A 23,725-nucleotide genomic window follows, 5' to 3' on the forward strand; every position below is an offset into this window, starting at 1 on the left:
TCACAACCGGAATCCCCCTATGTCGATCCTGACACCTCGGTCGCCGCGCGCGGCCGGGCTGGTCGTCGCCGTGTTGCTGGGCCTGGCCCCGGCGGCTTCGGTGATGGCGCAAGCCGCCCCTTCCTACGACACCCTGCTTGAACGCCTGGACCAGCTGCCCGGCACCCGCGTCGGTACGGCGCTGGCCGAGGCGGCCGACGCGCGCGCCGACCAGGCCCGTGCGTTGCCCAACCCTTCTCTCTCCTACTCGGCCGAGAACGCCTGGGGCACCGGCTCCTATGGCGGCATGGGCAAGGCCGATACCGTACTCACCCTGTCCCAGCCGCTGGAGGTCTGGGGCCAGCGTGGCGCGCGTGTCCGTGCCGCCCGTGCCGAGGCACAGGCCGCCAACCTGCGTGGTGCCCAAAGCCGCAGCGACGTGGCCAGCCAGCTGGCGGTGGTCTACGCACAGGCGGAAAGTGCACTGCGCCGCTATTCCCTGGCCGAAGAGGCGCTGACCCTTACCCGCGATGACGCCAACGCCGTCAACGCGATGGTCAAGCAGGGGCGCGAACCGCAACTGCGCGCGGTGCAGGCGCAGAGCGAAGTGGCCAACGCCAGCGCCGCGCTGGATGAGGCGCAGGCGTTCCGCGACGCCGCGCTGGCACGCCTCGTCGGTGCCGCGCTGCTGGATACGCCGGTGCAGTCGATCGACAACAGCCTGCTCGACCGTGCACCGCCGCTGCCACGGGGTGCGACCGATGTGGCGCTGGCGGTACGCATCGCCGAAGCCGAAGCCGATGCGGCCGGCAAGCTGGTCGACGTGGAGCGCAAGCGCGCCCTGCCCGATCTCAGCGTCACCGCCGCGCAGACCCGCTTCCGCGAAGGCGGCGAGCGTGCCTACACCCTCGGGGTCAGCCTCAGTATCCCGCTGTTCGACCGCAACCGCGGTGGCATCCGCGCCGCCAATGCCGACCAGCGCGCGGCCGAGGCACGCCTGGACCAGCAGCGCCGCGACAGCGAGGCCGCACGCCTTGCCGCCGTGGCCGGGCTGAAGGCCGCCGGCAGCCGTACCCGGGCCGCCGATGAAAGCGTGGCCGCCGCCGAGGAGGCGTATCGCCTGGCCCGTGTCGGCTTCGACGCCGGACGCATCTCGCAGCTGGAACTGCGCAGCACGCGCAGCGCCCTCATCGCCGCCCGCGGCACTGCCGTGGACGCGCGCCTGTCGCGCGTCGGCGCGGAAATCGATCTTGCCCGCCTTGAAGGGCGCGCGCCTTTTGTGGAGGCCCCATGACTCTCTCCCGTACTTTCACGCTGATCGGCGCCGTGCTGCTGGCCGTGCTGTTGGCCGGTTGCGCTGGCAACGCGCAGACACCTGCAAATGAAGACCCCGCCGCGGCCAAGGCGGGCGCCGACGATGGCCATGGCCACGCGACCGACAGCAAGGAAGCCAAGGCCGAATCCGCGAAGGCACCCCCCGATGCGGATGAGGGTGTCGTGCAGTTGACCCCTGAGCAGATCAAGGCGTCCGGTATCGAAGTGGTCGCGATCGGTCGCGGTGGCGGTGGCTCCACGCGCCTGTCCGGCCGGGTCGAACCGTCGGTGGGCGCCCGCGCCTCGGTCGCCTCCACGGTGACCGGTCGCGTCGAGCGCGTGCTGGTCGCGCCGGGCACCGCGGTGAAGCAGAACCAGGCGCTGGCCATCGTGGTCAGTGGCGAGGCCGCGGTGTTCCGCGCCAATGCGCTGGCCGCCTCGGCCGAAGCCGAAGCCGCGCGCCTGGCCTATGGCCGCGACAAGGCGCTGGTCGACCAGGGCGTGGTCGCCCGCCAGGAACTGGAGGCCTCGCGCGCCCGCTCGCTGGCGGCACAGGCCCAGGCCGCCGCCGCGCAGGCCCAGGCCGCTGCCAACGGGGCACCCGATGCCAACGGCCGCGTGCGCATCACCAGTCCGGTGGCCGGCATCGTCGGCAACGTGCAGGTCACCCCGGGCGGCGTAGTCGCCGCCGGCAGTGCGGTGGCCGATGTCGCCGACCCGTCGATGAACGAACTGGTGTTCACCGCGCCGCCCGCGCTGGCCGCACAGGTCACGCCCGGCATGAAGCTGGAAGTGAGCGTGCCCGGTGGCAGTTTCACCGCCACCGTTACCGGTTCGGCCGCCGACGTGCGCCAGCAGGGCGGCGTCGCGGTGATCCGCGCCGCGCCGGTGGACGCTTCGCTGCCGCCGGCCGGTTCGCCGGTTTCGGCGGTGGTGGTCACCGAAGGCCAGGACGGTTCGCTCAGCGTGCCCGCCGATGCGGTGCAGAACGTTGATGGCAGCAGCGCGGTGTTCGTCGCCGTCGATGGCGGCTTCAAGGCGCAGCCGGTGCTGGCCGGGCGCCGTGCCGGCGACCGCATCGAGATCCTCGGTGGCCTGACCGGCAACGAGCGCATCGTCGGTGCCAACGCCTTCCTGCTCAAGGCCGAACTGGCCAAGGGCGAAGCCGAGCACGGCCACTGAGGAGGCGACCATGTTCAAGCTGATCATTGAAACAGCGGTGCGCCACCGCTGGCTGGTGGTGTTCATGGCGGCGCTGATCGCCGCCGTGGGCCTGTTCCAGCTGGGCAAGCTGCCGATTGACGCGGTGCCGGACATCACCAACCGCCAGGTGCAGATCAACACGGTGGCACCGGCGCTGACGCCGGAACAGATCGAGCGGCAGGTGACCTACCCGCTGGAAACCGCGCTGGCCGGCATTCCCGGCCTGACCACCACGCGTTCGCTGTCGCGCAATGGCTTCTCGCAGGTCACCGCGATCTTCACCGATGCGACCGACATCTACTTCGCCCGCCAGCAGGTGGCCGAACGCATGCGCGAGGCATCGGAAGACCTGCCCGATGGCGCGTCGCCGATGCTGTCGCCGGTCACCACCGGCCTCGGCGAGGTGCTGATGTGGACGGTGGACTTCACCGCGTTCGATCCGGCCAGGCTGGCAAAGCCCGGTGAAGCGGGTTGGCAGGCCGGCGAGGTCTACCGCACGCCGGAAGGCACTCTGCTTCGCACGCCGGAAGAACGTGCCACCTACCTGCGCACCGTGCAGGACTGGATCATCGCGCCGCAGATGCGTTCCAGCCCGGGGCTGGCCGGCGTCGATACGGTCGGCGGCTACGTCAAGGAATACGGCGTGCATCCGGACAGTGCCAAGCTGGCCGCGCACGGCCTCGGCCTGGCCGATCTGGTCACTGCCCTGCAGCGTTCCAACGTGCAGGCCGGTGCCGGTTTCGTGCAGCGTGCCGGCGAGGGCCTGGTGGTACGTGCCGACGGCCTGGCGCTGACCACCGACGATCTGGCACAGGCCCCGGTAGCCACCCGCAATGGCGTGGTGGTACGCGTGGCCGATGTGGCCGAGGTCGAGCTGAGCCGCGCACCGCGCCTGGGTGCGGCCAGCCGCAACGGCCATGAAGCCGTGCTGGGTACCGCGCTGATGATTGCCGGCGGCAACAGCCGCACCGTGGCCCAGGCAGCTGCGGCGCGCCTGGAGCAGGTGAACAAATCGCTGCCGGCCGACATCGTGGCCGCGCCGGTGCTGGACCGCAGCGTGCTGGTCAATTCCACCATCAAGACCGTGGCCAGGAACCTCACCGAAGGCGCGCTGCTGGTGGTGGTGGTGCTGTTCCTGCTGCTGGGCAACCTGCGTGCGGCGACGATCACCGCGCTGGTGATTCCGCTGTCGTTCCTGTTCGCGGTGATCGGCATGAACCGCTTCGGCATCAGCGGCAACCTGATGAGCCTGGGTGCGCTGGACTTCGGCATCCTGGTGGACGGCGCTGTGATCGTGGTCGAGTCGACGCTGCTGATGCTGGGCCAGCGCCGCGCCGAACTGGGCCGTGCGTTGACCGCGATGGAACGCCTGCGCGTGGCCGCCGATTCGGCGATGAAGATGGCGCGCCCCGCGGCCTTTGGCCAGCTGATCATCCTGCTGGTGTTCGCGCCGATCCTCACCCTGGAAGGCGTGGAGGGCAAGACCTTCCACCCGATGGCAGCCACCTTCATGCTGGCCCTGGTCGGTGCCTTCATCTTCTCCTTCACCTTCGTGCCGGCGATGGCCGCGCTGCTGGTGCGCGAGCCCAAGGTGAAGGACGGTGATACGCATGCCGATGATGGCGAGCACGAGACGAAACTGATCCGCGTGCTGCGTGCGCGCATCGAACCGGTGGTGCGCAAGGCCGTGGCGCATCCGCGCACGGTGCTGGCCGGTGCGGTGATGATGGTGGTGGTGGGTATCGGTTCGTTCTCGCTGCTGGGCCGCGAGTTCATGCCGACGCTGGACGAAGGCAACGTGGCGATGCAGGCCCTGCGCGTGCCGTCGACGTCGCTGGAGCAGTCGCTGGCAATGCAGCTGGCACTGGAAAAGGCGATTGCCAAACAGCCGGAGGTGGAAACCGTGTTTTCGCGTACCGGTACCGCCGAGGCAGCGATCGACCCGATGCCGACCAACATCTCCGACAGCGTGATCGTGCTGAAGCCACGCAAGGACTGGCCGGATCCGAAGCTCGGCAAGGATGCACTGGTGGCACGCTTCGAGAAGCTGGCCGGGCAGCAGCTGGGCAACAGTTTCGAGTTCAGCCAGCCGATCGAGCTGCGCTTCAACGAACTGATTTCCGGCGTGCGTACCGACCTGGCGGTGATGATCTTCGGCGATGACTTCAGCCAGCTGCAGAAGGTGGCCGACCAGGTAGCGCTGAAGCTGCGCGCAGTGGATGGCGCGGCCGACGTGCGGGTGGAGCAGATCTCCGGCCTGCCCACGCTCAACGTGGCCATCGACCACGTGGCGGCTGCGCAGTATGGGCTGACCGCGGCGGACGTGAGCGATGCACTGTCCACTGGTATTGGTGGTACCGCGGCCGGCAAGATCTTCGAAGGCGACCGCCGCTTCAACGTGGTGGTGCGCCTGGACGATGCCTCGCGCAACGATCCGGACCAGTTGGCTTCGTTGCCGATCGCTACGCCGTCGGGGTTGGTGATTCCGCTGTCGTCGGTCGCGCGCATCACGGTCAGCGAAGGGCCGAACCAGATCAGCCGCAACAACGGCAGCCGCCGCGTGGTGGTGCAGGCCAACGTGCGCGGTCGTGACCTGGGCGGCTTCGTGGGTGAAGCGCAGGCGGCGGTGGCCGACGTGGCACTACCGCCGGGCGCCTACCTGACCTGGGGTGGCCAGTTCGAGAACCTGCAGCGTGCCGAGAAGCGGCTGGCAACGGTGGTGCCGGTGGTGTTCCTGCTGATCGGCAGCCTGCTGTTCATGGCGCTGCGCAGCGGCAAGGAAGCCATTCTGGTGTTCAGCTGCGTGCCGTTGGCGCTGGTTGGCGGCATTCTCGCGCTGCTGCTGCGTGGCATGCCGTTTTCGGTGTCGGCGGCAGTTGGTTTCATCGCCGTCTCCGGCGTGGCCACCTTGAACGGCCTGGTGCTGATGCAGGCGATCCGCGAGCGCCTGGATGCCGGTGACCTGCCGCTGCAGGCGGCGATCAACGGCGCCTCCAGCCGCATCCGCGCGGTGCTGACCACGGCGCTGGTGGCCATCGTCGGCTTCATTCCGATGGCGATCGCCAGCGGTTCCGGTGCGGAGGTGCAGAAGCCACTGGCCACGGTGGTGATCGGTGGCCTGATCACCGCCACCGTGTTGACCCTGCTGGTGCTGCCGACCTTCGCGGCACGGGTGGCCAAGCCGCGGGCGGTGGGATGATGTGATGCCGGGGTCGGAGCCCTTTCCGTGGGAAAGGGATCCGACCCCATGCGGGTCGGATCCCCGCCCGACGGGCGGGGCTCTGACCCGATCACACAACGGTCAGGCCTTCTTGCGTTCGGCGATGTACGCCTGGATCTGCTGTTCCAGCACCGGCAGCGGCACCGAGCCCTGCTTGAGCAGGGTGTCGTGGAAACCCTTGATGTCGAACTTGTCGCCCAGCTCCTTCTCTGCCTGCGCACGCAGGCGCACGATGGCGATCTCGCCCAGCTTGTAGCTCAGCGCCTGGCCCGGCCAGGAAATGTAACGGTCCACTTCGGTGGTCACTTCATGCTCGCTCAGCGCAGTGTGGTCACGCAGGTAGGCCAGCGCCTGCTCGCGGGTCCAGCCCTTGCTGTGCACGCCGGTATCGATCACCAGGCGCGCCGCACGCCACATTTCGTAGGTCAGGCGACCGAAATCCTCGTAAGGGGTTTCGTAGATGCCCATCTCCACGCCCAGCTTCTCGCAGTACAGCGCCCAGCCTTCGCCATAGGCAGAGATGTAGGTGTTGCGGCGGAACTCGGGCAGGTTCTTCTGCTCGGCGGCAATCGCCCCCTGCAGCGAGTGGCCCGGGTCGGATTCATGCAGGGTCAGCGCCGGCAGGTTGTACAACGGGCGCGACGGCAGGTTGTAGGTGTTGAGCCAGTAGGTACCCATGCCACCGCGGCCGGCGGTCCAGAACGGGGCGATGTCCGGCGGCACCGGCACGATGGTGAAGCGCGCGCGCGGCAGCGTCATGTATTTGCCGAGCTGGCCATCGGCCCGCTTGGAGATCCACGCGGCACGCGACAGCAGCTCTTCCGGCGTCTTCGCATAGAACTGCGGATCGGTGCGCAGGAAGGCCAGGAACTCGGCGAAGCTGCCCTTGAACTTCACCTGCTTGATGATGTCGTTCATTTCCTTCTGGATGCGCGCGACTTCATCCAGGCCGATGCGGTGGATCTCGTCCGGCGACAGGTCCAGCGTGGTGTATTCGTGGATCTGCTGCTTGTAGTACGCCTTGCCGTCCGGCATCGCTTCGGCGGCCAGGGTGGTACGCGCCTGCGGCACGTACTCGTTGACGAAGAAGGTGCGCAGTTGCTGGAACGCCGGCACTACCTTGGCACTGATCGCTTCACGCGCCTGCGCCTGCAGCCTGGCCTGCTCTGCGGCCGGGATGCTGTTGGGCAGCTTCTTGAACGGCGCGTACAGCGGCGAATCGGTCGGGTCCTTCAGCTCGGCGACGGTGGCGATGGACACTTCGCGGCCATCGAGCACCGCGCGCGGCACGCTGAAGCCGCGCTTCAGGCCGGCGCGCATGTTCTCGGTCTGCTGGCCGAAGTAGCGCGGCACATCGTTCAGGCGTGCGATGTAGTTCTGGTAGTCCTGCACGGTCTTCATCTCGCGCCGGGCCATGAAGGACAGGTTGGACCAGAACGAGGAGTCGGCGTTGAACGGCATCTCGTAACCACGCAGGCGCGTCGCTTCGGCCAGGTTGAACACCTGGTCGTGGTAGATCGCGTAGTTGATCTGGTTGTCGGGCGACAGCGTCTTCGGGTCGATCTTCTTCAGTGCAGCCAGGGTCTCGTCCCACACCTTCAGGCGCGCCTGCTGCGCGGCCGGGCCGACGTCGGGCATGCGGGTGGCGTTTGCAGGGGCGTCCTCATCCTCGCTGGCCTCGCCGCCCCCTTGCTGGCGCCACTTCCATTCCTTCTCGTACAGCGCGCGGAAGGCGGCGTCGGCGGGCGATTCGGTGGCCACGCTGGCCGGCGCGGCGGCGGCGGGCGGTGCGGCCAGGGCTACGGCGGGGGCGGACAGGGCGATCAGCAGGGCAACGGCAAGACGGGTTTTCACGAGCACAGGTTCCCGGGAAGGCAGACCCCGATGATGGCACCGCCCACGGCCCGTGGCATGGGACGAAGGTCCTGCCTGGGCATGCGGTAGATCCACGCCATGCGTGGATGGGCCAGGCCGGGATACAGATGTGCCGACCAAGGTCGGCAGCTACCGGATGGGGCCCCCGGCGCCTAGTGGCTGGCCCTGTCCCGCTTCCAGCCCCGGTGCTTGATGTCCAGGTGCAGGCTGTACAGCGCGGTGAACGCCGGGAACAGGTTCTGCAGCACGCCCACAGAGTCCTGCTTGGCCGAGAACAGGAAGTAGCTCAGCGTCATCAGGCTGCCGACCACGCTCATGTACCAGAACAGGCGCGGGATCACCGGCTTGCCCGCACGCTTGGAGGCAATGAACTGGACCAGCCAGCGGCCACCGAACATCAGCGCACCGGTGTAGCCGATCAGCTTCCAGCCGGTCACATGCAGGCCGGTCCAGTACAGCCAGGTCAGCGGCTGGTCGAGCCAGTGCAGCTCCAGATCCATCAACGCTCCTCCACCGCGGTGCGCTTGCTGCGGGTGATCAGCCAGGCCACGCCGCGCAGGTCACGGATGCCCACCAGCGCGCGGCCCAGGTTGTTGTACTTGGAGACACCGGCGGTACGGTGGCGATGGTTGACCGGCACGCTGGTGGTCTTCCAGCCGGCACGCTGCATCAGCGCCGGCAGGTAGCGGTGCATGTGGTCGAAGTACGGCAGATCGAGGAACGCACTGCGCTCGAACAGCTTGATGCCGCAACCGGTGTCGGGCGTATCGTCGCGCAGCATGCGTGCGCGGATGGCGTTGGCCCACTTGCTGGCCCAGCGCTTGCTGCCGCTGTCCTGGCGGTTGACGCGCCAGCCAGCGAACAGCTTCACCTGCGCCTCGGCGGCGTCGCGCGCGGCGAGCAGCCTGGGGATATCGGCCGGATCGTTCTGGCCATCGCCATCCAGGGTCGCGATCCACGGCGCGCGCGCGTGCTTGACGCCGGTGCGCACGGCGGTGCTCTGCCCGCTCTGGTTCACATGGTGCAGCACGCGCAGTTCCGGGGTGGTCGCCTTCAGGCCCTGCAGCACCGCCAGGGTGTCATCGCGCGAGTGATCGTCGATGTAGACGATCTCGAACGGCAACCGCCCACGCAGCGCAGCGGTGATTTCGGCAACCAGCGGGGCGACATTGTCGCGCTCGTTGAATACCGGGACGACGACGGAAAGCTCGGGTTGGCTCATAAGGCACTCGGCCAAAGGGGGGACAAAGACCGCGCATTCTCCGAAACCAAGGTTATCCGAAGATGAACCCCGCGGCGTGAGGATCCATCCTCAGGCGCGATCGCCAAAATACTCGCGGCACCACTGCACCACAGGTGGCAGGCCTTCTTCGATCGGGGTCACCGCATCGAAGCCGAAAACGTCATGTGCGCGCCGTGTGTCGGCCATCGTGCGCACCATGTCGCCGGGCTGCATGGGCTTGTAGACCTTCTGCGCGGGGCGGCCGGCGGCCTGCTCGATCACGCTGATGAAGCGTTCCAGCTCGACCGGCGTATGGTTGCCGAGGTTGAACACCCGGTGCGGCACCGGACCGTCGGCCGGATGCGCGAGGGCGCCGAGAATACCGGATACGATGTCGGAAACATGTGTGAAATCGCGCTGCATGCGGCCTTCGTTGAACACGTCGATCGGCCGCCCGGCCAGCACCGCGCGCGAGAACAGCAGCGGCGCCATGTCCGGCCGGCCCCACGGTCCATACACGGTGAAGAAGCGCAGGCCAGTGGCGCGCAGGCCGTACAGCTGCGCGTAGGTATGGGCCATCAGTTCGTTGGCGGCCTTGGTCGCCGCGTACAGCGAGCGCGGTTGGTCCACGCGCTGGTCCTCGGAGAACGGCGGCGTGGCCGAATCGCCGTAGACCGAGCTGCTGGAGGCATACACCAGGTGCTGCACGCCACGGTGGCGGCACAGCTCGAGCATGTTGACGAAGCCGACCAGGTTGCTGTCGACGTAGGCCTGCGGGTTCTCCAGCGAATAGCGCACGCCGGCCTGCGCGGCCAGGTGGATCACCGCGGTCGGCTGCACTTCGTCGAACAGCGCGGCCAGGCCCTCGCGGTCGGTCAGGTCCAGTGCGCGCAGGTCCAGCGTCGGGCACAGCGCGGCCACGCGGTCGCGCTTGATCTGCGGGTCGTAGTAGTCGTTGAAGTTGTCCAGGCCGACCACGGCGTGGCCGGCCTCCAGCAGCGCGCGGGCGGTGTAGGCACCGATGAAGCCGGCAGCGCCGGTGAGCAGGATGGTCATGACAGGGGCCTGGAAACGAAGTTCAGGCCCCTGATGTTACCGGTCTCAGAACAAACCGAAACGCTTCCTGGCCACGTTGGTGCGGCCGGGTTCGATCACGTCCTGGATCTTCTTCGCATCGAAGCGGTCCAGCAGCGCCTCGGCGCCCTTCTTCAGCTTCAGGTCCATCTCTTCCGGGTACAGCGGGACCAGGGACATGAAGCTGATGGTCTTGCCATCGTCCAGTTCCAGTGCGGCGAAGTCGTCCGGAGCAGTCACCGGCGGCAGCACGATGGCACCGTCGAAGCCGACGCCCGGCGCGTAGGGTTCGCTGGGATGGCCGTTGGGGATGGTGTGGCCGAAGCCCAGCCAGGTGTCGTACTCGTGCGGCAGCCGCGCCATGCCCTTCAGCAGGCGCACCGGCCAGTAGTTGCGCTCGTCCTCGAAGGCCTCCTGCGAGATCGGCCACTCGGCCGGCAGGGTCACCATCAGTTCCATGTAGCGCGGCACGTCCGCGTCCAGCTCGGCGGGCACGGTCATCGGCAGGTCGCTCATGCCGGAGGTCACCAGCCGCACATGCGGGCAGTGGTCATTGGGGGGCACCACGTGCACGTCGATATGCACCAGGTCGGAAATGATCTCGTGCAGGACGGTAGCGATCGGCCCGAGATGGCGCTCGATGTGCGCGCTGATCGCCTCGATATGCTGCTCTTCGCCGACGGCGAGCACGAAGTCCTTTTCGCGCTGGTGCACCAGGATCTGGGTGCCGTCCGGGCTGACGCCCTCGTATTCGTTGCTCATGTCCCGCTCCCTGATGAGGCCACGGCGCGCGCGGCGGTACGTTCCCTGTCACCGGCAGGACGCGGCACGCCGCGTCCCCCGTCACTGCGCCGGGCTCAGCCCTGGCGCGTGCGCAGCTTTTCCAGCACGCCGTCCAGCGTGTCCAGGTCGGTGTAGTGGATGATCAGCTTGCCCTTGCCGCCGCGGCCATGATTGATCGCCACCTTGGCACCCAGCGCTTCGGACAGTTCGGTTTCCAGCGAGGCGATGTCGGCCTGCTGCACCTTCGGCGTGGCCACCGGGCGGTTGCTTGGCACCTTGCCGGCGGCGAAGGCCTGCGCACGGCGCTCGACCTCGCGCACCGACCAGCCTTCATCGGCCGCTTCCTGCGCCAGCTTGCCGGCCAGCTCGGGGGCCAGGGTCAGCAGCGCGCGGGCGTGGCCCATTTCCAGGCGGCGGGTTTCCAGCAGCAGGCGGATCGCCACCGGCAGCTCCAGCAGGCGCAGCAGGTTGGACACCGCCGCGCGCGAGCGGCCAACGGCCTCGGCGGCCTCGGCATGGGTCAGGGTGAACTCGCTGATCAGGCGCTGCAGCGCCTCGGCTTCTTCCAGCGGGTTGAGGTCTTCGCGCTGGATGTTCTCGATCAGCGCCATTGCGATGACGGTGCGGTCTTCCAGCTCGCGCACCACCACCGGCACTTCGTCCAGGCCGGCCAGCTGCGATGCGCGCCAGCGGCGCTCACCGGCGACGATTTCGTAGTTGCCCGCCGGCAGCTGGCGCACCAGGATCGGCTGGATCACGCCCTGCGACTTGATCGAGTCGGCCAGCTCGGAGAGCTTGCCCTCGTCCATCTCGCGCCGCGGCTGGTACTTGCCCGGCTGCAGCTGGCCCACGGCCAGCTTGCGCAGTACTTCACCCGGCAGCGGCTCGATCACTGCGGTGGTGGCCTGCACCTGGCTGACCGCGCCTTTCGGGCCCAGCAGCGCATCCAGGCCACGGCCGAGGCCTCGCTTCTTGGCTGCCGGCTTGCTGCTGGTCATCAGACGATCTCCACGGCCTTGCCGGCCTTGTTGCGTTCGTTGTTGCGGCGGATGATCTCGCCGGCCAGGCCCAGGTAGGCCACGCCACCGCGCGAGGCGCGGTCGTAGCCGACGATGCTCTGGCCATGGCTGGGCGCCTCGGCCAGGCGCACGTTGCGCGGCACGATGGTGCGGAACACGCGATCGCCGAAGTGTTCGGTGAGCTCGGCCGAGACCGCGTTGGCCAGGTTGTTGCGCACGTCGAACATGGTGCGCAGCACGCCTTCGATCTCCAGCGCCGGGTTCAGGCTGGTACGCAGCGCCTCGATGGTTTCCACCAGCGCGCTCAGGCCTTCCAGCGCGTAGTACTCGCACTGCATCGGCACGATCACCGAGTCGGCGGCGGCCAGCGCGTTGAGCGTCAGCAGCGACAGCGCCGGCGGGCAGTCGATCAGGATGTAGTCGTACTCGTCGCGGATCGGCGCCAGCGCGCGCTTCAGGCGCTGCTCGCGCTCGCTCTGGCCCATCAGCTGGATCTCGGCGGCGGTCAGGTCGATGTTGCCGGGCAGCAGGTCGTAGCCCTCGGCCGTCTGCACGCGCACATCGGCGGCGCTGTTCTCGCCGAGCAGCAGGTCACAGGTGGAGGCGGCCAGCTCTCGTTTGTCCACGCCACTGCCCATGGTCGCGTTGCCCTGCGAATCCAGGTCGACCAACAGCACGCGCTTGGGTGCGTTGGCCAGGGAAGCGGCCAGGTTGACGGCGGTCGTGGTCTTGCCGACGCCACCCTTCTGGTTGGCGATGGCGATGATGCGGGCCATGCGGGTGTGCCTCGTCGACGTGTGCTGGGACCGGTCATTATGCGTACAACCGGCCCCTTGCGGAAATCGTGGATCGCCAACCTCTTGTTCCACAAGGGGCTGGCGACGGGAATCAGGGGCCTGTAACGGTGACCAGGTGGCGTTCACCGGCCAGGCCGGGCACGCCCAGCGGGGTCACCTCGCGCACCTGCCAGCCAGCCGGCAGCTCCGCGATCTCTTCATGCGGGTAGACGCCCTTCATGGCCAGCAGCACGCCGCCGGGGCGCAGCAGGTGGCCACCGACGCGGACGATGCCGGCCAGGGTATCCATCGCGCGCGCGGTCAGCTGGTCGTAGCGGCCGGCCTCGTCCAGCGCCTCGGCACGCGATTCGGCCACGCGGGCGTTGCCCAGGCCAAGCTGGCGCACGGCCTCGCGCATGAAGCGCGCCTTCTTGCCGTTGCTCTCGACCAGGGTGACCTGCAGGCCCGGGCAGGCGATCGCCAGCGGGATGCCGGGCAGCCCGGGGCCGGTGCCGAGGTCGGCCAGGCTGCCGTCGGCCACGAACGGCTGCATCGCCAGCGAGTCGAGCAGGTGGCGGGTGACCATCTCCTGCGGATCGCGGATGGCGGTGAGGTTGTAGGTGCCGTTCCAGCGGTGCAGCAGGGCCAGGTAACGCAGCAGCGGCGGCGCCAGCGCGGCGTCCAGGCCCATGCTGGCCAGGCCCTGTTCCAGCGTGGCAGCCACGCTGGCGGGAAGTGGGTGTTCGCTCATGCCGGCATTATCGCCGGTTTTGCGCGCTGATTCCCCGCTTCAGTGCGGATACCAGGCCAACGCCGCACGGAACTGGCCGCTGGCCTGCCATTCGTGCAGGTGCCAGCGCGTGGCCTCGCCCAGTTCCGGGTCGCACCAGCGCAGGTGCAGGGCGCCATCGGCCCCCGGTGCCAGCTGCAGGCGGTGCAGGCCGAACGAGATGCCCTGCCCGTGCGCCTTCAGGATGGCCTCCTTGATGCACCACACGCGGAAGAACCAGTGCTCGCGACCGGCCGCGTCCAGGCTTTCCAGCCAGGCCACCTCCTCGGGGTGGAAGAAACGCTGCACGATCTCCAGCAGGCGGGCCCGCGGCCGCAGCAGCTCCAGGTCCACGCCCAGCCGCACGCCATCGCCCAGCGCTACCAGCAGCACCTCGCCACTGTGGCTCCAGCCGGTGCCGTAGTGGGCCAGCGCGCCGCTCAGTTCCGGCCGGCCCTTGTCATCACGGACCAGTGGCAACGTCTCCGGGTCGGCGCCCAGCGCCTGCGCCAGCACCTGCCGCGCCTGCGGTTCGCCGCGCTGGCCTGGCACATGCGGACGCCGCCAGACCGTCACCGGACCGAAGCGCCACGGGCCGTCGAGGGTGGCTGGCAGGCTCATCCGCACGCGCCCGTCACGCAATTCCACGACGGGTTCACGGCCGTGCGCGTCAACTGGTCACAGTTCCCCACCGGAGGTTCGATCATGGGCATCATCATCTGGCTGATCGTCGGCGGCATCGTAGGCTGGCTGGCCAGCATCATCATGAAGCGCGATGGCCAGCAGGGCATCATCCTCAACATCGTGGTCGGCATCGTCGGCGCGCTGATTTCCGGCTGGCTGTTCGGCGGCGGCATCAACGAAGCGATCACCCTCCGCACCTTCCTGTTCTCGCTGATCGGTGCGGTGATCCTGCTGGCGATCGTCAACCTGTTCACCCGCAAGAGCATACGGTGAACTGACGGATAGCGCCGGGCATGGCCCGGCGCTATCTCAACCGATCTGCACCCACGCCGGCGCGTGATCGCTCGGGCGTTCCCAGGTACGCGGCTCACGGTCGATGCCCGAGGCCACCGCACTGCCCTTCAGCGCGTCTGACAACAGGGTCAGGTCGATGCGCAGGCCCAGGTTGCGGCGGAAGCCGGCGGCACGGTAGTCCCACCAGCTGAAGGTGCCGGGCTCGTCGTTGTGCAGGCGGAAGCCATCGTGCAGGCCCAGCTGCAGCAGCTTGTTGAGCGCGCCGCGCTCGGCGGTGGAAGTCAGGATGTGGTTGTCGTTCCACACCTCCGGATCGTGCACGTCGCGCGCGTCCGGGGCGATGTTGAAATCGCCCATCACGACCAGCTTCGGGTGCCGCTGCAGTTCCTGCGCGATCCAGGCATGCACCGCCTCAAGCCAGCGCAGCTTGTACTCATACTTGTCGGTGCCGATGTCCTGGCCGTTGACCACGTACAGGTTGATCACCCGCAGGTCGCCGAAGGTGCCGGCGATGACGCGCTTCTGCTCGTCCTCGAAACCGGGAATGCCGATCTGCACGTCCTGCGCCGGTTCACGCGACAGCAGCGCCACGCCGTTGTAGGTCTTCTGGCCGGCGAACACGCTGCGGTAGCCCGCGGCGATCAGCGCCGAATCGGGGAACTTGTGGTCCTCCAGCTTGGTTTCCTGGATACCGACGATGTCCGGGCCGAACTCCTTGAGCCACTGCTCCAGGTGCGGCAGGCGGACATTGAGCGAATTGACGTTCCACGAGGCGATCTTCATGGGGGCATTCTAACCGGGTGGGCGGGGGCGGGGACCGGCCCGGACTCCCATGTAGAATCGGCCCCGGAATCAGTAGAGCCACGCCATGCGTGGCTTCACCGCAGCAACAGCTTCAACAACCCCGCAATCTTCGAATACGGCGGCCGCAACCGGTCACTGGCGGCCCAGCGCGACTGCCACAGCACCGGCAGACGCTTGCTCATGGCGTCGAACCCGGCCCGGCCGTGGTACGCGCCCATGCCGCTGGCGCCCACGCCGCCAAACGGCAGACCATCGGCGGCGAAGTGCAGTAGCGTGTCATTCACCGTCACCCCGCCGGCCACCACCTGGCCGAGGATGCGCTCCACCGTGGCCCGGTCATGGCTGAAGGGATACAGCGCCAGCGGCCGATCGCGGGACAGCACATCGGCCAGCGCGCCGTCCAGGTCCGGGTAGGCCCGCACCGGCAGGATCGGCCCGAAGATCTCCTCGCGCATCAGGTCCAGGTCGTCCGGCGGGTCCAGCACCACGGTCGGCACCAGCAGGCGCTCGCGGTCGGCGCGCGCTTCATCCACCTGTGCCAGCGGAATCACCGGCACGCCGCGTTCGCGCGCCTGCGCCAGATGGCCCTGCAGGCGCCGGTACTGGCCTTCGTTGATGATGCGCGTGTAGTCGCCGGCGTCGCTGAAGTCGCCATAGCGCTCGCGTACCTGCTGCTGCAGCGCCTGCACGAACTCGCGCTGGCGCGCGGTGTCGATCAGCACGTAATCCGGCGCGATGCAGGTCTGGCCCGCGTTGAACCACTTGCCGGTGGCCAGCCGTGCGGCGGCCTTCTCCAGTGGGAAATCGCGACAGACAATCGCCGGCGACTTGCCGCCCAGTTCCAGCGTGACCGGTACCAGATGCTCGGCCGCGGCGGCCATCACCTTGCGGCCAACGGCCGTCGAGCCGGTGAACAGCAGATGGTCCAGCGGCAGCGATGACACCGCCGCCGCCACATCCGCCCCACCCTGCACCACCGCCACGCGATCGGGCGGGAACACGCTGGACAGCAGATCGGCCAGGAACGCGCTGGTGCGCGGCGTGTGTTCCGAAGGCTTGAGCAGCACGTGGTTGCCGGCGGCGATGGCGGTAGCCAAAGGCACCAGCGCCAGCGTGACCGGATAGTTCCAGGGCGAGATCACCCCGACCACGCCCAGCGGCGTCGGCCGCAGCTGCGCGCGCGCCGGCCACAGCCGCCAACCCGCGCCGACGCGCTGCGGCTTCGACCAGCGGCGCAGATGGCGGCGCAGGTGGTCGATGGCCGAGAGCACGCTCATGCCATCGGCCAGCTTCGATTCGGTGTGGGCGCGGTGGCCGAAGTCTTCGGCGATGGCGTGGGCCATCTCGTCCAGGCGCGGCTTCAGCGCCTCACGCAGGCGGCGCAGGTCGGCTTCGCGCTGGTCCAGCGATGGACGCTGAGACTGCCAGGCGCTGCGCAGGGTGTGCAGGATGGCGGGGAGGTCGGCCGGCGTGGTGGTGGTCATGGGCCGACTATACGGGGTGCAGCACGTCTCGATGGGGTCAGATCCCTTTCGCAGGCGAAAGGGATCTGACCCCAAAAACAGGGAAACAAAAAGGCCGCGGTCTGCACCGCGGCCCCTGAAACCCGGTGGGTGCCGACCGTTGGTCGGCACGCCGATTACTTGGTGATATCCACGTCCTTGGTCTCGCGCAGGAACAGGCCACCAATCACCACCGACATCAGCGCGATGATGATGGGGTACCACAGGCCGTAGTACAGGTTGCCGGTACCGGCCACCAGTGCGAACGAGATCGCCGGCAGGAAGCCACCGAACCAGCCGTTGCCGATGTGGTACGGCAGCGACATCGAGGTGTAGCGGATGCGGGTCGGGAACAATTCAACCAGGTAGGCGGCGATCGGGCCGTAGACCATGGTCACGTACAGCACCAGCAGCCACAGCATGAGGATGGTGCCGGCATAGTTGATGCGCGAGCTGTCAGCCTTGGCCGGGTAGCCGGCGGTGGTCAGGGCGGTCTTCAGTTCCGCACCGAACGCATCGGCCTTGGCTTTGCCCTCTTCCTTGGTCAGGCCGGCCGCCTCATACGAGGTGACGCTGGCGCTGCCCACGTTCACCATCGCCAGCGAACCGGCGGCGGCGGGCTGCACGTCGTACGGCACACCGGCCTTGGTCAGCGCGGCGGTGGCCACGTCGCAGGAGCTGGTGAACTTGCGCAGGCCGACCGGATCGAACTGGAACGAGCAGGTGGCCGGATCGGCCACGACCAGGGCCGGCGAGCTGCTGCGGGCCTCTTCGATGGCCGGGTTGGCGAAGTGGGTCAAGCCCTTGAAGATCGGGATGTAGGTGACGGCGGCCAGCAGGCAGCCGGCCAGGATGATCTTCTTGCGGCCGATACGGTCGGACAGCCAGCCGAAGAAGATGAAGAACGGCACGCCCAGCGCCAGCGCGGCCGCGATCAGCAGGTAGGAGGTGGTGGCATCGACCTTCAGCATGCTGCTGAGGAAGAACAGCGCGTAGAACTGGCCGCCGTACCAGACCACCGCCTGGCCAGCCGCAGCACCCAGCAGGACCAGCAGCATCAGCTTCAGGTTGCCGCCCTTCAGGCTGTCACGGAACGGGGTCTTGGAACCCTTGCCCTCGGACTTCATCTGCTGGAACAGCGGCGATTCGCTCAGCTGCAGGCGGATCCACACGGACACGCCCAGCAGCAGGATCGAGACCAGGAACGGAATGCGCCAGCCCCAGGCTTCGAAGGCTTCGTTGCCGAGGAAGTAGCGGCAGGCCAGGATGATCAGCAGCGACATGAACAGGCCGAGCGTGGCGGTGCACTGGATGAAGCTGGTGTACAGGCCGCGCTTGTCGTCCGGCGCATGCTCGGCCACGTAGGTGGCGGCACCGCCGTACTCACCGCCCATCGCCAGGCCCTGGGCCAGGCGCAGGATGATCAGGATCACCGGTGCGGCGAAGCCGATCGAGGCGTAGTTGGGCAGCACGCCGACCAGGAAGGTCGAGATGCCCATGATCAGGATGGTGACCAGGAAGGTGTACTTGCGGCCGATGCGGTCGCCGAGGCTGCCGAAGAAGGCCGCGCCGAACGGACGCACGAAGAAGCCGGCAGCGAAGGCCAGCAGGGCGAAGATCATGCCCGTGGTTTCATTGACGCCACTGAAGAACTGCTTGGCGATGATGGCGGCGAGCGAGCCATACAGGAAGAAGTCATACCACTCGAAGACCGTACCCAGGCTCGAGGCGAAGATGACCTTCTTGTGGCCCTTGGTCAGGGTGCCCGCTGGATTGTGCGGGCTTGATGCAGTGCTGGACATAAGACGCTTCCCCTCCGAAGCAATCGTTGTTGGTGGGTGCCGACTGTTGGTCGGCACTCAATCTCGGTAGGTGCCGACCGTTGGTCGGCACTCGATCAGAAGCTGTACTTCGTGGTGAACTGCAACCGGGTGATGTCACCCTTGTTGCCGTTCTCCACTTCGCGACGGCCGTACATCAGCTCGGCACCGATATCGACCTTGGGCAGCGGTGAGTAGAAGATGTTGCCGCGGATGCTCTGCACGCTCTTGGTCACCAGCGGGCCGAGGATGCTGTCGTTGTCGTAGTCGCTGCGCGCGTAGATGAGGTTGGTGCGCAGCTTCGGCGAGAACGCATGCCGCCAGCCCACGTAACCGGCAAGCACGCCGGTCGGGTTGAGCTCGTCGCGGGCCACGTCGTAGGCGCTGTCGGCGGTGATGCCCAGGCCGATGTAGCGGGCGATGCCTTCGCCGCCGGTCAGCTGGTAGTGCAGCGAGTCGCTGTCACCCATCACCCATTTGCCGCCCAGGGTCAGGCCGCCGGCCACCTTGTCGGCCTTGGCGCCGGTGGCCTGGTTGTCGACCTTCAGCTGGCGGACGATGCCGCCGACACCGAACGTGCCCCAGTCGCCCTTCCAGCCATAACGCAGGGTCAGATCAGGCAGGCTGCCACGGTCGGAGTTGGCGCTGGCATTGGTCCAGGCCCCGGTAACCGGGTTGCGGGTACCGGTGAGGGTGGTGGTTTCGGGGTTTTCCAGCGCGACGCTGAAGCCACCCTGGGTGTAGCGCACCTGGGCCTGGCGCACGAAGATCACGCCGTCGGTGGGGCCGACGAAGTCGACCGCTTCCGGCAATGCGGCCGCGTCCATGAAGTTGGACCAGGTCTGGCCGGCAATCCAGTTGTTCCAGTACATGTAGGCGTGGCGCAGGGTCACACCGTAGGTATTGGTGGCGGTCTGGTTGCCCAGCGAGTTGCCGAAGAAATCCATCTCGAAGAACGCACCGGCCTTGTTGCCGGATTCGCTCACGTTGTCGATGCCCAGGTTGAAGCGCGAGAACTTGGCGTGGGCGTTGAAGTCGGTGCCCGAACGCTTGCCGCTGCCGCCGGCGCCTTCCACCGGCGTCTGGCCCGGCAGGTACAGGGAGCGGCCGGTGGCGTCGTCGGCCAGCTGGCCATCGCTGGTCTGGGTAGCCAGGAAGTCGGCCTTGATGAAGCCGCCGATCTTGACCGTCGTGCCGGGCGCGGCGCCCGGGGTGATGGTGGTGACCTGGATCGGCTGCTTGCCGGCCGGCACCTGTGCGACCGGCTTCTGCTCGGCCTGCACGGTGCGGACTTCGGTCACCGCCTGCTGGGTCTGGCTGATCTGGGTCTGCTGTTGTTGCTGCGAAGACAGCAGCAGCTGGACCTGGCGTTCCAGTTCGGCAACGCGTGCTTCCAGCGCTTTCTCTTTGGCGGTCTCTGCGAACGCCATGCCCGGTGCGACCAGGGCGACCAACAGGCAGGCCGCCAAAGGTTTGCGCACGGCTTTCAACGTACGGTGGCTCATGTTGCCCTCTCTCCCAAGTGGCAAGGTGATGCCGCGCGTGGGGCACGGTCGAGCCGAGACTGCGGGGCGTTCGCGCACAGCGGCTATTGGCCATTGGTCGAACCCGGCCCTGCGGGGCGCTCACTTTCGACCATGGTCTAACCAGGGTGGTGACGCGGCCGGGGGTGGATGGGGCAAACTGAGGGGGATCGGTCGCTGCGATGCTGCGACCGCACATACAAAGTCAACGTGCAAGTGAGGGTGCCATGGCTGATATCTACCCCGTCGATCCGCAGTTCGCCGCCAAGGCACGCATCGACAAGACGTCGTACGAACAGCAGTACCAGGCTTCGGTGACCGACCCGGATGGTTTCTGGGGCAAGGCCGCCGAGCGCCTGCAGTGGATGCGCAAGCCGACGAAGATCAAGAACGTCAGCTACGACCTGTCCGATTTCCACATCAAGTGGTTCGAGGATGGCGAGCTCAATGCCAGCGTGAACTGCCTGGACCGCCAGCTCGAGACGCGCGGCGACAAGACCGCCCTGCTGTTCGAGCCGGACGGCCCGGATGCACCGGCCCAGCACGTGACCTATCGCGAGCTGTACGAGCGCACCTGCCGCCTTGGCAACGCGCTGCGCAACCTCGGCGTCAAGAAGGGCGACCGGGTCACCATCTACCTGCCGATGATCGTCGACGCCGCGGTGGCCATGCTGGCCTGCGCCCGTATTGGCGCGATCCACTCGGTGGTGTTCGGTGGCTTCGCGCCGAACTCGATCGCCGACCGCGTCAGCGACTGCCAGAGCAAGCTGATCATCACCGCCGACGAGGGCCTGCGCGGTGGCCGGAAGATTCCGCTGAAGGCCAACGTCGATGCGGCGCTGAAGCTGCCCGGCACCAATACCGTGGAAACCGTGCTGGTGGTGCGCCACACCGGTGGCGCGGTGGACATGCAGGCGCCGCGCGACCGCTGGTTCCACGATGTGGTGGACAGCCAGCCGGCCAGCTGCGAGCCGGAACGCATGAACGCGGAAGACCCGCTGTTCATCCTCTACACCTCCGGTTCCACCGGCAAGCCGAAGGGCGTGCTGCACACCACCGGCGGCTACCTGCTGTACGCGGCCTACACCCATGAAGCGGTGTTCGACCTGCGCGAGGATGACATCTACTGGTGCACCGCCGACGTCGGCTGGGTCACCGGCCACAGCTACATCGTGTACGGGCCGCTGGCCAACGGCGCGACCTCGCTGATGTTCGAAGGCGTGCCGAACTACCCGGACACCTCGCGTTTCTGGAACGTCATCGACAAGCACAAGGTGACCCTCTTCTACACCGCCCCGACCGCCATCCGTGCACTGATGCGCGAAGGCGAGGAGCCGGTGAAGAAGACCTCGCGCGCGTCGCTGCGCCTGCTTGGCAGCGTCGGCGAGCCGATCAACCCGGAAGCCTGGCGCTGGTACTACGAGGTGGTCGGCGACAGCCGCTGCCCGATCGTCGATACCTGGTGGCAGACCGAGACCGGCGGCATCCTGATCTCGCCGCTGGCCGGTGCGATGGACCTCAAGCCGGGTTCGGCCACCCTGCCCTTCTTCGGCGTGCAGCCGGCGCTGGTCAATGCCGATGGCGAGATCCAGGACGGCCCGACCGAGGGCAACCTGATCATCCGTGATTCCTGGCCGGGCCAGATGCGCACGGTGTACGGCGACCACCAGCGTTTCATCGATACCTATTTCCGCACCTACCCGGGCAGCTACTTCACCGGCGACGGTTGCCGCCGCGACGAGGACGGCTACTACTGGATCACCGGCCGCGTCGATGACGTGATCAATGTGTCCGGCCATCGCATCGGCACCGCCGAAGTGGAAAGCGCGCTGGTTTCGCACCCGAAGGTGGCCGAAGCGGCCGTGGTCGGCTTCCCGCACGACGTGAAGGGCCAAGGCATCTACGCCTACGTCACCCTGGTGGCCGAAGAAGCGCCGAGCGACGAACTGCAGAAGGAACTGGTCGCCTGGGTACGCAAGGAGATCGGCCCGATCGCCACGCCGGACCATCTGCAGTGGGCACCGGGCCTGCCGAAGACCCGCTCGGGCAAGATCATGCGCCGCATCCTGCGCAAGATTGCCGAGAACGCGCCGGACCAGCTCGGCGACACCTCGACCCTGGCCGACCCGTCGGTGGTGGCGTCGCTGGTGGACGAGCGCAAGGTGCGCTGATGCGTCACCCGGGGTCAGAGCCCTTTCCGCCAGGAAAGGGCTCTGACCCCATAGAGTTTCCCCCCCACGGTTCCCCCCGACCATGACCACCCTCCTGATTGCCGATGACCACCCGCTGTTCCGCGAAGCCCTGCGTGGGGCGGTGCAGCGGGTCATCCCCGGCGTGCAGCTGTTCGAGGCCGACAGCGTGGAAGCGCTGTATGCACTGGCCGACCAGCACAACGACGCCGACCTGGTCCTGATGGATCTCAACATGCCCGGTGCGCAGGGTTTCAACGCGCTGGTGCACATGCGCTCGCTGCACCCGCACCTGCCGGTGGTAGTGGTGTCCGCGCGCGAAGAAGCGACGGTGATGCGCCGCGCGCTCGACCACGGTGCGCTGGGCTTCATTCCGAAGTCGGCCGACTCGGACACCATCGGCCACGCGCTGGGCACCATCCTCGATGGCGAGACCTGGGCACCGCCGGAAGCGCACAACGTGCCGCCCACCGGCAGCGAAGAACGCGAAGTCGGCCAGCGCCTGCGCGAGCTGACCCCCCAGCAGTTCCGCGTGCTGCAGATGCTCGGCGCCGGCCGCTTGAACAAGCAGATCGCCTACGACCTCAACGTCTCCGAGGCGACGATCAAGGCGCACGTCACCGCCATCCTGCGCAAGCTGGGCGTGACCAACCGCACCCAGGCGGTGCTGATGGCCGGCAAGCTGGCGATCGACGACGACGCCATCGTGCTGCCGCCGGAAGAAGACTGAAGGTAGTGCCGGCCGCTGGCCGGCAATCGCCTTCAGCTCCTGAAAACACCCGAAACCGCTTCGGTAGGTGCCAAGCTTGCTTGGCACGCCCTTGCTTCGTCCTTTATAGCCATCGCTATACAAACCAGCCCTGCCTGCGCGTTTCGCTGGAAATGCGCCACGCGCGAATCGCGGTGCTAAGCTTCGCGTCCCCTTGGGGAGTAGCCGGATTCCTTCGCAGGAATCGTCCACGTCAACATACTCGGCCAGTGCGCCGTGGCGTGGACAACCATGATGGTTGGCGAGACCAGCGGCCCGCGCGCGCAACGTCAGGTTGGGCGCGAGCGCAGGCCGTGCGTCCGTCCCAGCCCGACCTCAGCCGCCGCCCATGTCCCCCCTTTCGATCCTCCTGATCGGCTTTGCCATGTCCACCGATGCCTTCGCCGCGGCGATCGGCAAGGGTGCGGCCATGCGCAAGCCGGTGTTCCGCGACGCACTGCGTGCCGGCATCATCTTCGGCGTCATCGAGGCGATCACGCCCATCATCGGCTGGCTGCTCGGTCGGGCCGCCCTGCAGTACGTCGAAGCCTTCGACCACTGGATCGCGTTCGGCCTGCTCGGCGCGCTGGGCATCCACATGATCTACAACGGCCTGCGCCCGGACAGCGCCGAGGACGATGAAGATCCCTCGCAGCACCACGGCTTCTGGAAGCTGGCGCTGACCGGCTTCGCCACCAGCATCGATGCGATGGCGGTGGGTATCGGCCTGGCCTTCATGGACGTGCATATCGGCGTGATGGCTGCGGTGATCGGCCTGTGCACGCTGACCATGGTCACCGTCGGCATCATGCTCGGCCGCGTACTGGGCAGCATGGTCGGCAAGCGTGCGGAGATCATCGGCGGCGTGATCCTGGTGATCATCGGCGCGACGATCCTGTACGAACACCTGCACGGCGTGGGGTAACA

At 67.6% G+C, this 23,725-nt stretch carries 20 protein-coding genes and 1 riboswitch; of the genes, 7 read left to right on the plus strand and 13 right to left on the minus strand.

Annotation, left to right across the window (positions count from 1 at the left end; genetic code table 11):
* Positions 1-19: 19 nt before the first annotated feature.
* The 3 genes from B9Y82_RS18295 to B9Y82_RS18305 are packed head-to-tail and all read left to right on the plus strand — an operon-like array spanning position 20 to position 5,695.
* Positions 20-1,273 carry a TolC family protein gene (locus tag B9Y82_RS18295; RefSeq protein WP_100474796.1) on the plus strand — a complete coding sequence of 418 codons (1,254 nt, stop codon included), beginning with the start codon at positions 20-22 and terminating at the stop codon, positions 1,271-1,273.
* Complete coding sequence (locus B9Y82_RS18300; RefSeq protein WP_100474797.1) at positions 1,270-2,475, plus strand: efflux RND transporter periplasmic adaptor subunit; 1,206 nt, start codon at positions 1,270-1,272, stop codon at positions 2,473-2,475. Before B9Y82_RS18295 ends, B9Y82_RS18300 begins: the two co-directional genes overlap by 4 nt.
* A gap of 10 nt (positions 2,476-2,485) precedes the next feature.
* A complete protein-coding gene (locus tag B9Y82_RS18305) occupies positions 2,486-5,695 on the plus strand; it encodes an efflux RND transporter permease subunit (RefSeq protein WP_100474802.1) in 3,210 nt (1,069 codons plus the stop codon).
* Between the two features lie 102 nt (positions 5,696-5,797).
* Here B9Y82_RS18305 and B9Y82_RS18310 read toward each other — a convergent pair whose 3' ends face one another.
* From B9Y82_RS18310 to B9Y82_RS18350, 9 genes are all read right to left on the minus strand, one after another.
* Entirely contained in the window at positions 5,798-7,570 is a 1,773-nt protein-coding gene (locus tag B9Y82_RS18310; RefSeq protein WP_100474804.1) for a DUF885 domain-containing protein, read from the minus strand.
* Between the two features lie 173 nt (positions 7,571-7,743).
* Entirely contained in the window at positions 7,744-8,091 is a 348-nt protein-coding gene (locus tag B9Y82_RS18315) for a lipid-A-disaccharide synthase N-terminal domain-containing protein (protein WP_162292089.1), read from the minus strand.
* Positions 8,091-8,813: a glycosyltransferase family 2 protein gene (locus tag B9Y82_RS18320; RefSeq protein WP_100474808.1), complete on the minus strand. Its 723-nt coding sequence runs from the start codon at positions 8,811-8,813 to the stop codon at positions 8,091-8,093. Before B9Y82_RS18320 ends, B9Y82_RS18315 begins: the two co-directional genes overlap by 1 nt.
* Before the next feature lie 90 nt (positions 8,814-8,903).
* Positions 8,904-9,869, minus strand: coding sequence for an NAD-dependent epimerase/dehydratase family protein (locus B9Y82_RS18325; protein ID WP_100474809.1), 966 nt, complete (start codon positions 9,867-9,869; stop codon positions 8,904-8,906).
* 45 nt (positions 9,870-9,914) lie between these two features.
* Complete coding sequence (locus tag B9Y82_RS18330; RefSeq protein ID WP_100474810.1) at positions 9,915-10,649, minus strand: suppressor of fused domain protein; 735 nt, start codon at positions 10,647-10,649, stop codon at positions 9,915-9,917.
* Positions 10,650-10,744: 95 nt separating this feature from the next.
* Positions 10,745-11,668 (minus strand): ParB/RepB/Spo0J family partition protein, encoded by a 924-nt coding sequence (locus B9Y82_RS18335; protein ID WP_008267278.1) that lies wholly within the window; start codon positions 11,666-11,668, stop codon positions 10,745-10,747.
* Positions 11,668-12,465, minus strand: coding sequence for a ParA family protein (locus tag B9Y82_RS18340; RefSeq protein ID WP_014648884.1), 798 nt, complete (start codon positions 12,463-12,465; stop codon positions 11,668-11,670). The genes B9Y82_RS18335 and B9Y82_RS18340 overlap by 1 nt, the downstream gene beginning before the upstream one ends.
* 112 nt (positions 12,466-12,577) lie before the next feature.
* Positions 12,578-13,216, minus strand: a complete 639-nt coding sequence (gene rsmG, locus B9Y82_RS18345; protein ID WP_100474811.1) for a 16S rRNA (guanine(527)-N(7))-methyltransferase RsmG — start codon at positions 13,214-13,216, stop codon at positions 12,578-12,580.
* Between the two features lie 39 nt (positions 13,217-13,255).
* Positions 13,256-13,855, minus strand: a complete 600-nt coding sequence (locus B9Y82_RS18350) for a 4'-phosphopantetheinyl transferase family protein (protein ID WP_100474812.1) — start codon at positions 13,853-13,855, stop codon at positions 13,256-13,258.
* An 84-nt stretch (positions 13,856-13,939) separates the two neighbouring features.
* On the opposite strand from B9Y82_RS18350, the gene B9Y82_RS18355 reads away from it, so the two are divergent.
* A complete protein-coding gene (locus B9Y82_RS18355) occupies positions 13,940-14,191 on the plus strand; it encodes a GlsB/YeaQ/YmgE family stress response membrane protein (RefSeq protein ID WP_025878785.1) in 252 nt (83 codons plus the stop codon).
* 36 nt (positions 14,192-14,227) lie between these two features.
* Here B9Y82_RS18355 and xth read toward each other — a convergent pair whose 3' ends face one another.
* From xth to B9Y82_RS18375, 4 genes are all read right to left on the minus strand, one after another.
* On the minus strand, positions 14,228-14,995 hold the full coding sequence (gene xth, locus B9Y82_RS18360) for an exodeoxyribonuclease III (RefSeq protein ID WP_100474813.1): 768 nt from the start codon (positions 14,993-14,995) through the stop codon (positions 14,228-14,230).
* 95 nt (positions 14,996-15,090) lie between these two features.
* Positions 15,091-16,500 (minus strand): coniferyl aldehyde dehydrogenase, encoded by a 1,410-nt coding sequence (locus B9Y82_RS18365; protein ID WP_100474814.1) that lies wholly within the window; start codon positions 16,498-16,500, stop codon positions 15,091-15,093.
* Between the two features lie 155 nt (positions 16,501-16,655).
* Complete coding sequence (locus B9Y82_RS18370) at positions 16,656-18,320, minus strand: MFS transporter (RefSeq protein WP_100474815.1); 1,665 nt, start codon at positions 18,318-18,320, stop codon at positions 16,656-16,658.
* A 95-nt stretch (positions 18,321-18,415) separates the two neighbouring features.
* Complete coding sequence (locus tag B9Y82_RS18375; RefSeq protein ID WP_100474816.1) at positions 18,416-19,843, minus strand: DcaP family trimeric outer membrane transporter; 1,428 nt, start codon at positions 19,841-19,843, stop codon at positions 18,416-18,418.
* 245 nt (positions 19,844-20,088) lie between these two features.
* On the opposite strand from B9Y82_RS18375, the gene acs reads away from it, so the two are divergent.
* From acs to B9Y82_RS18390, 3 genes are all read left to right on the plus strand, one after another.
* The gene (gene acs, locus B9Y82_RS18380; RefSeq protein WP_100474817.1) at positions 20,089-22,032 is read left to right on the plus strand and encodes an acetate--CoA ligase; all 1,944 of its coding nucleotides are present in this window, start codon (positions 20,089-20,091) and stop codon (positions 22,030-22,032) included.
* Positions 22,033-22,114: 82 nt separating this feature from the next.
* Positions 22,115-22,780 (plus strand): response regulator transcription factor, encoded by a 666-nt coding sequence (locus tag B9Y82_RS18385; RefSeq protein WP_006477308.1) that lies wholly within the window; start codon positions 22,115-22,117, stop codon positions 22,778-22,780.
* Between the two features lie 189 nt (positions 22,781-22,969).
* Positions 22,970-23,059: riboswitch (yybP-ykoY riboswitch) on the plus strand.
* Positions 23,060-23,147: 88 nt separating this feature from the next.
* Entirely contained in the window at positions 23,148-23,723 is a 576-nt protein-coding gene (locus B9Y82_RS18390; RefSeq protein WP_100474818.1) for a manganese efflux pump MntP family protein, read from the plus strand.
* The last annotated feature ends 2 nt before the right edge of the window (positions 23,724-23,725 follow it).

This window comes from Stenotrophomonas maltophilia (assembly GCF_002799155.1).
Lineage (GTDB): Bacteria > Pseudomonadota > Gammaproteobacteria > Xanthomonadales > Xanthomonadaceae > Stenotrophomonas > Stenotrophomonas maltophilia_R.

Coding starts and splice junctions, on each gene's coding strand:
- B9Y82_RS18295 (WP_100474796.1), top strand. CDS start 20: ATGTCGATCCTGACACCTCGGTCGCCGCGCGCGGCCGGGCTGGTCGTC.
- B9Y82_RS18300 (WP_100474797.1), top strand. CDS start 1,270: ATGACTCTCTCCCGTACTTTCACGCTGATCGGCGCCGTGCTGCTGGCC.
- B9Y82_RS18305 (WP_100474802.1), top strand. CDS start 2,486: ATGTTCAAGCTGATCATTGAAACAGCGGTGCGCCACCGCTGGCTGGTG.
- B9Y82_RS18315 (WP_162292089.1), bottom strand. CDS start 8,091: ATGGATCTGGAGCTGCACTGGCTCGACCAGCCGCTGACCTGGCTGTAC.
- B9Y82_RS18320 (WP_100474808.1), bottom strand. CDS start 8,813: ATGAGCCAACCCGAGCTTTCCGTCGTCGTCCCGGTATTCAACGAGCGC.
- B9Y82_RS18325 (WP_100474809.1), bottom strand. CDS start 9,869: ATGACCATCCTGCTCACCGGCGCTGCCGGCTTCATCGGTGCCTACACC.
- B9Y82_RS18330 (WP_100474810.1), bottom strand. CDS start 10,649: ATGAGCAACGAATACGAGGGCGTCAGCCCGGACGGCACCCAGATCCTG.
- B9Y82_RS18335 (WP_008267278.1), bottom strand. CDS start 11,668: ATGACCAGCAGCAAGCCGGCAGCCAAGAAGCGAGGCCTCGGCCGTGGC.
- B9Y82_RS18340 (WP_014648884.1), bottom strand. CDS start 12,465: ATGGCCCGCATCATCGCCATCGCCAACCAGAAGGGTGGCGTCGGCAAG.
- rsmG (WP_100474811.1), bottom strand. CDS start 13,216: ATGAGCGAACACCCACTTCCCGCCAGCGTGGCTGCCACGCTGGAACAG.
- B9Y82_RS18350 (WP_100474812.1), bottom strand. CDS start 13,855: ATGAGCCTGCCAGCCACCCTCGACGGCCCGTGGCGCTTCGGTCCGGTG.
- B9Y82_RS18355 (WP_025878785.1), top strand. CDS start 13,940: ATGGGCATCATCATCTGGCTGATCGTCGGCGGCATCGTAGGCTGGCTG.
- xth (WP_100474813.1), bottom strand. CDS start 14,995: ATGAAGATCGCCTCGTGGAACGTCAATTCGCTCAATGTCCGCCTGCCG.
- B9Y82_RS18365 (WP_100474814.1), bottom strand. CDS start 16,500: ATGACCACCACCACGCCGGCCGACCTCCCCGCCATCCTGCACACCCTG.
- B9Y82_RS18370 (WP_100474815.1), bottom strand. CDS start 18,320: ATGTCCAGCACTGCATCAAGCCCGCACAATCCAGCGGGCACCCTGACC.
- B9Y82_RS18375 (WP_100474816.1), bottom strand. CDS start 19,843: ATGAGCCACCGTACGTTGAAAGCCGTGCGCAAACCTTTGGCGGCCTGC.
- acs (WP_100474817.1), top strand. CDS start 20,089: ATGGCTGATATCTACCCCGTCGATCCGCAGTTCGCCGCCAAGGCACGC.
- B9Y82_RS18385 (WP_006477308.1), top strand. CDS start 22,115: ATGACCACCCTCCTGATTGCCGATGACCACCCGCTGTTCCGCGAAGCC.
- B9Y82_RS18390 (WP_100474818.1), top strand. CDS start 23,148: ATGTCCCCCCTTTCGATCCTCCTGATCGGCTTTGCCATGTCCACCGAT.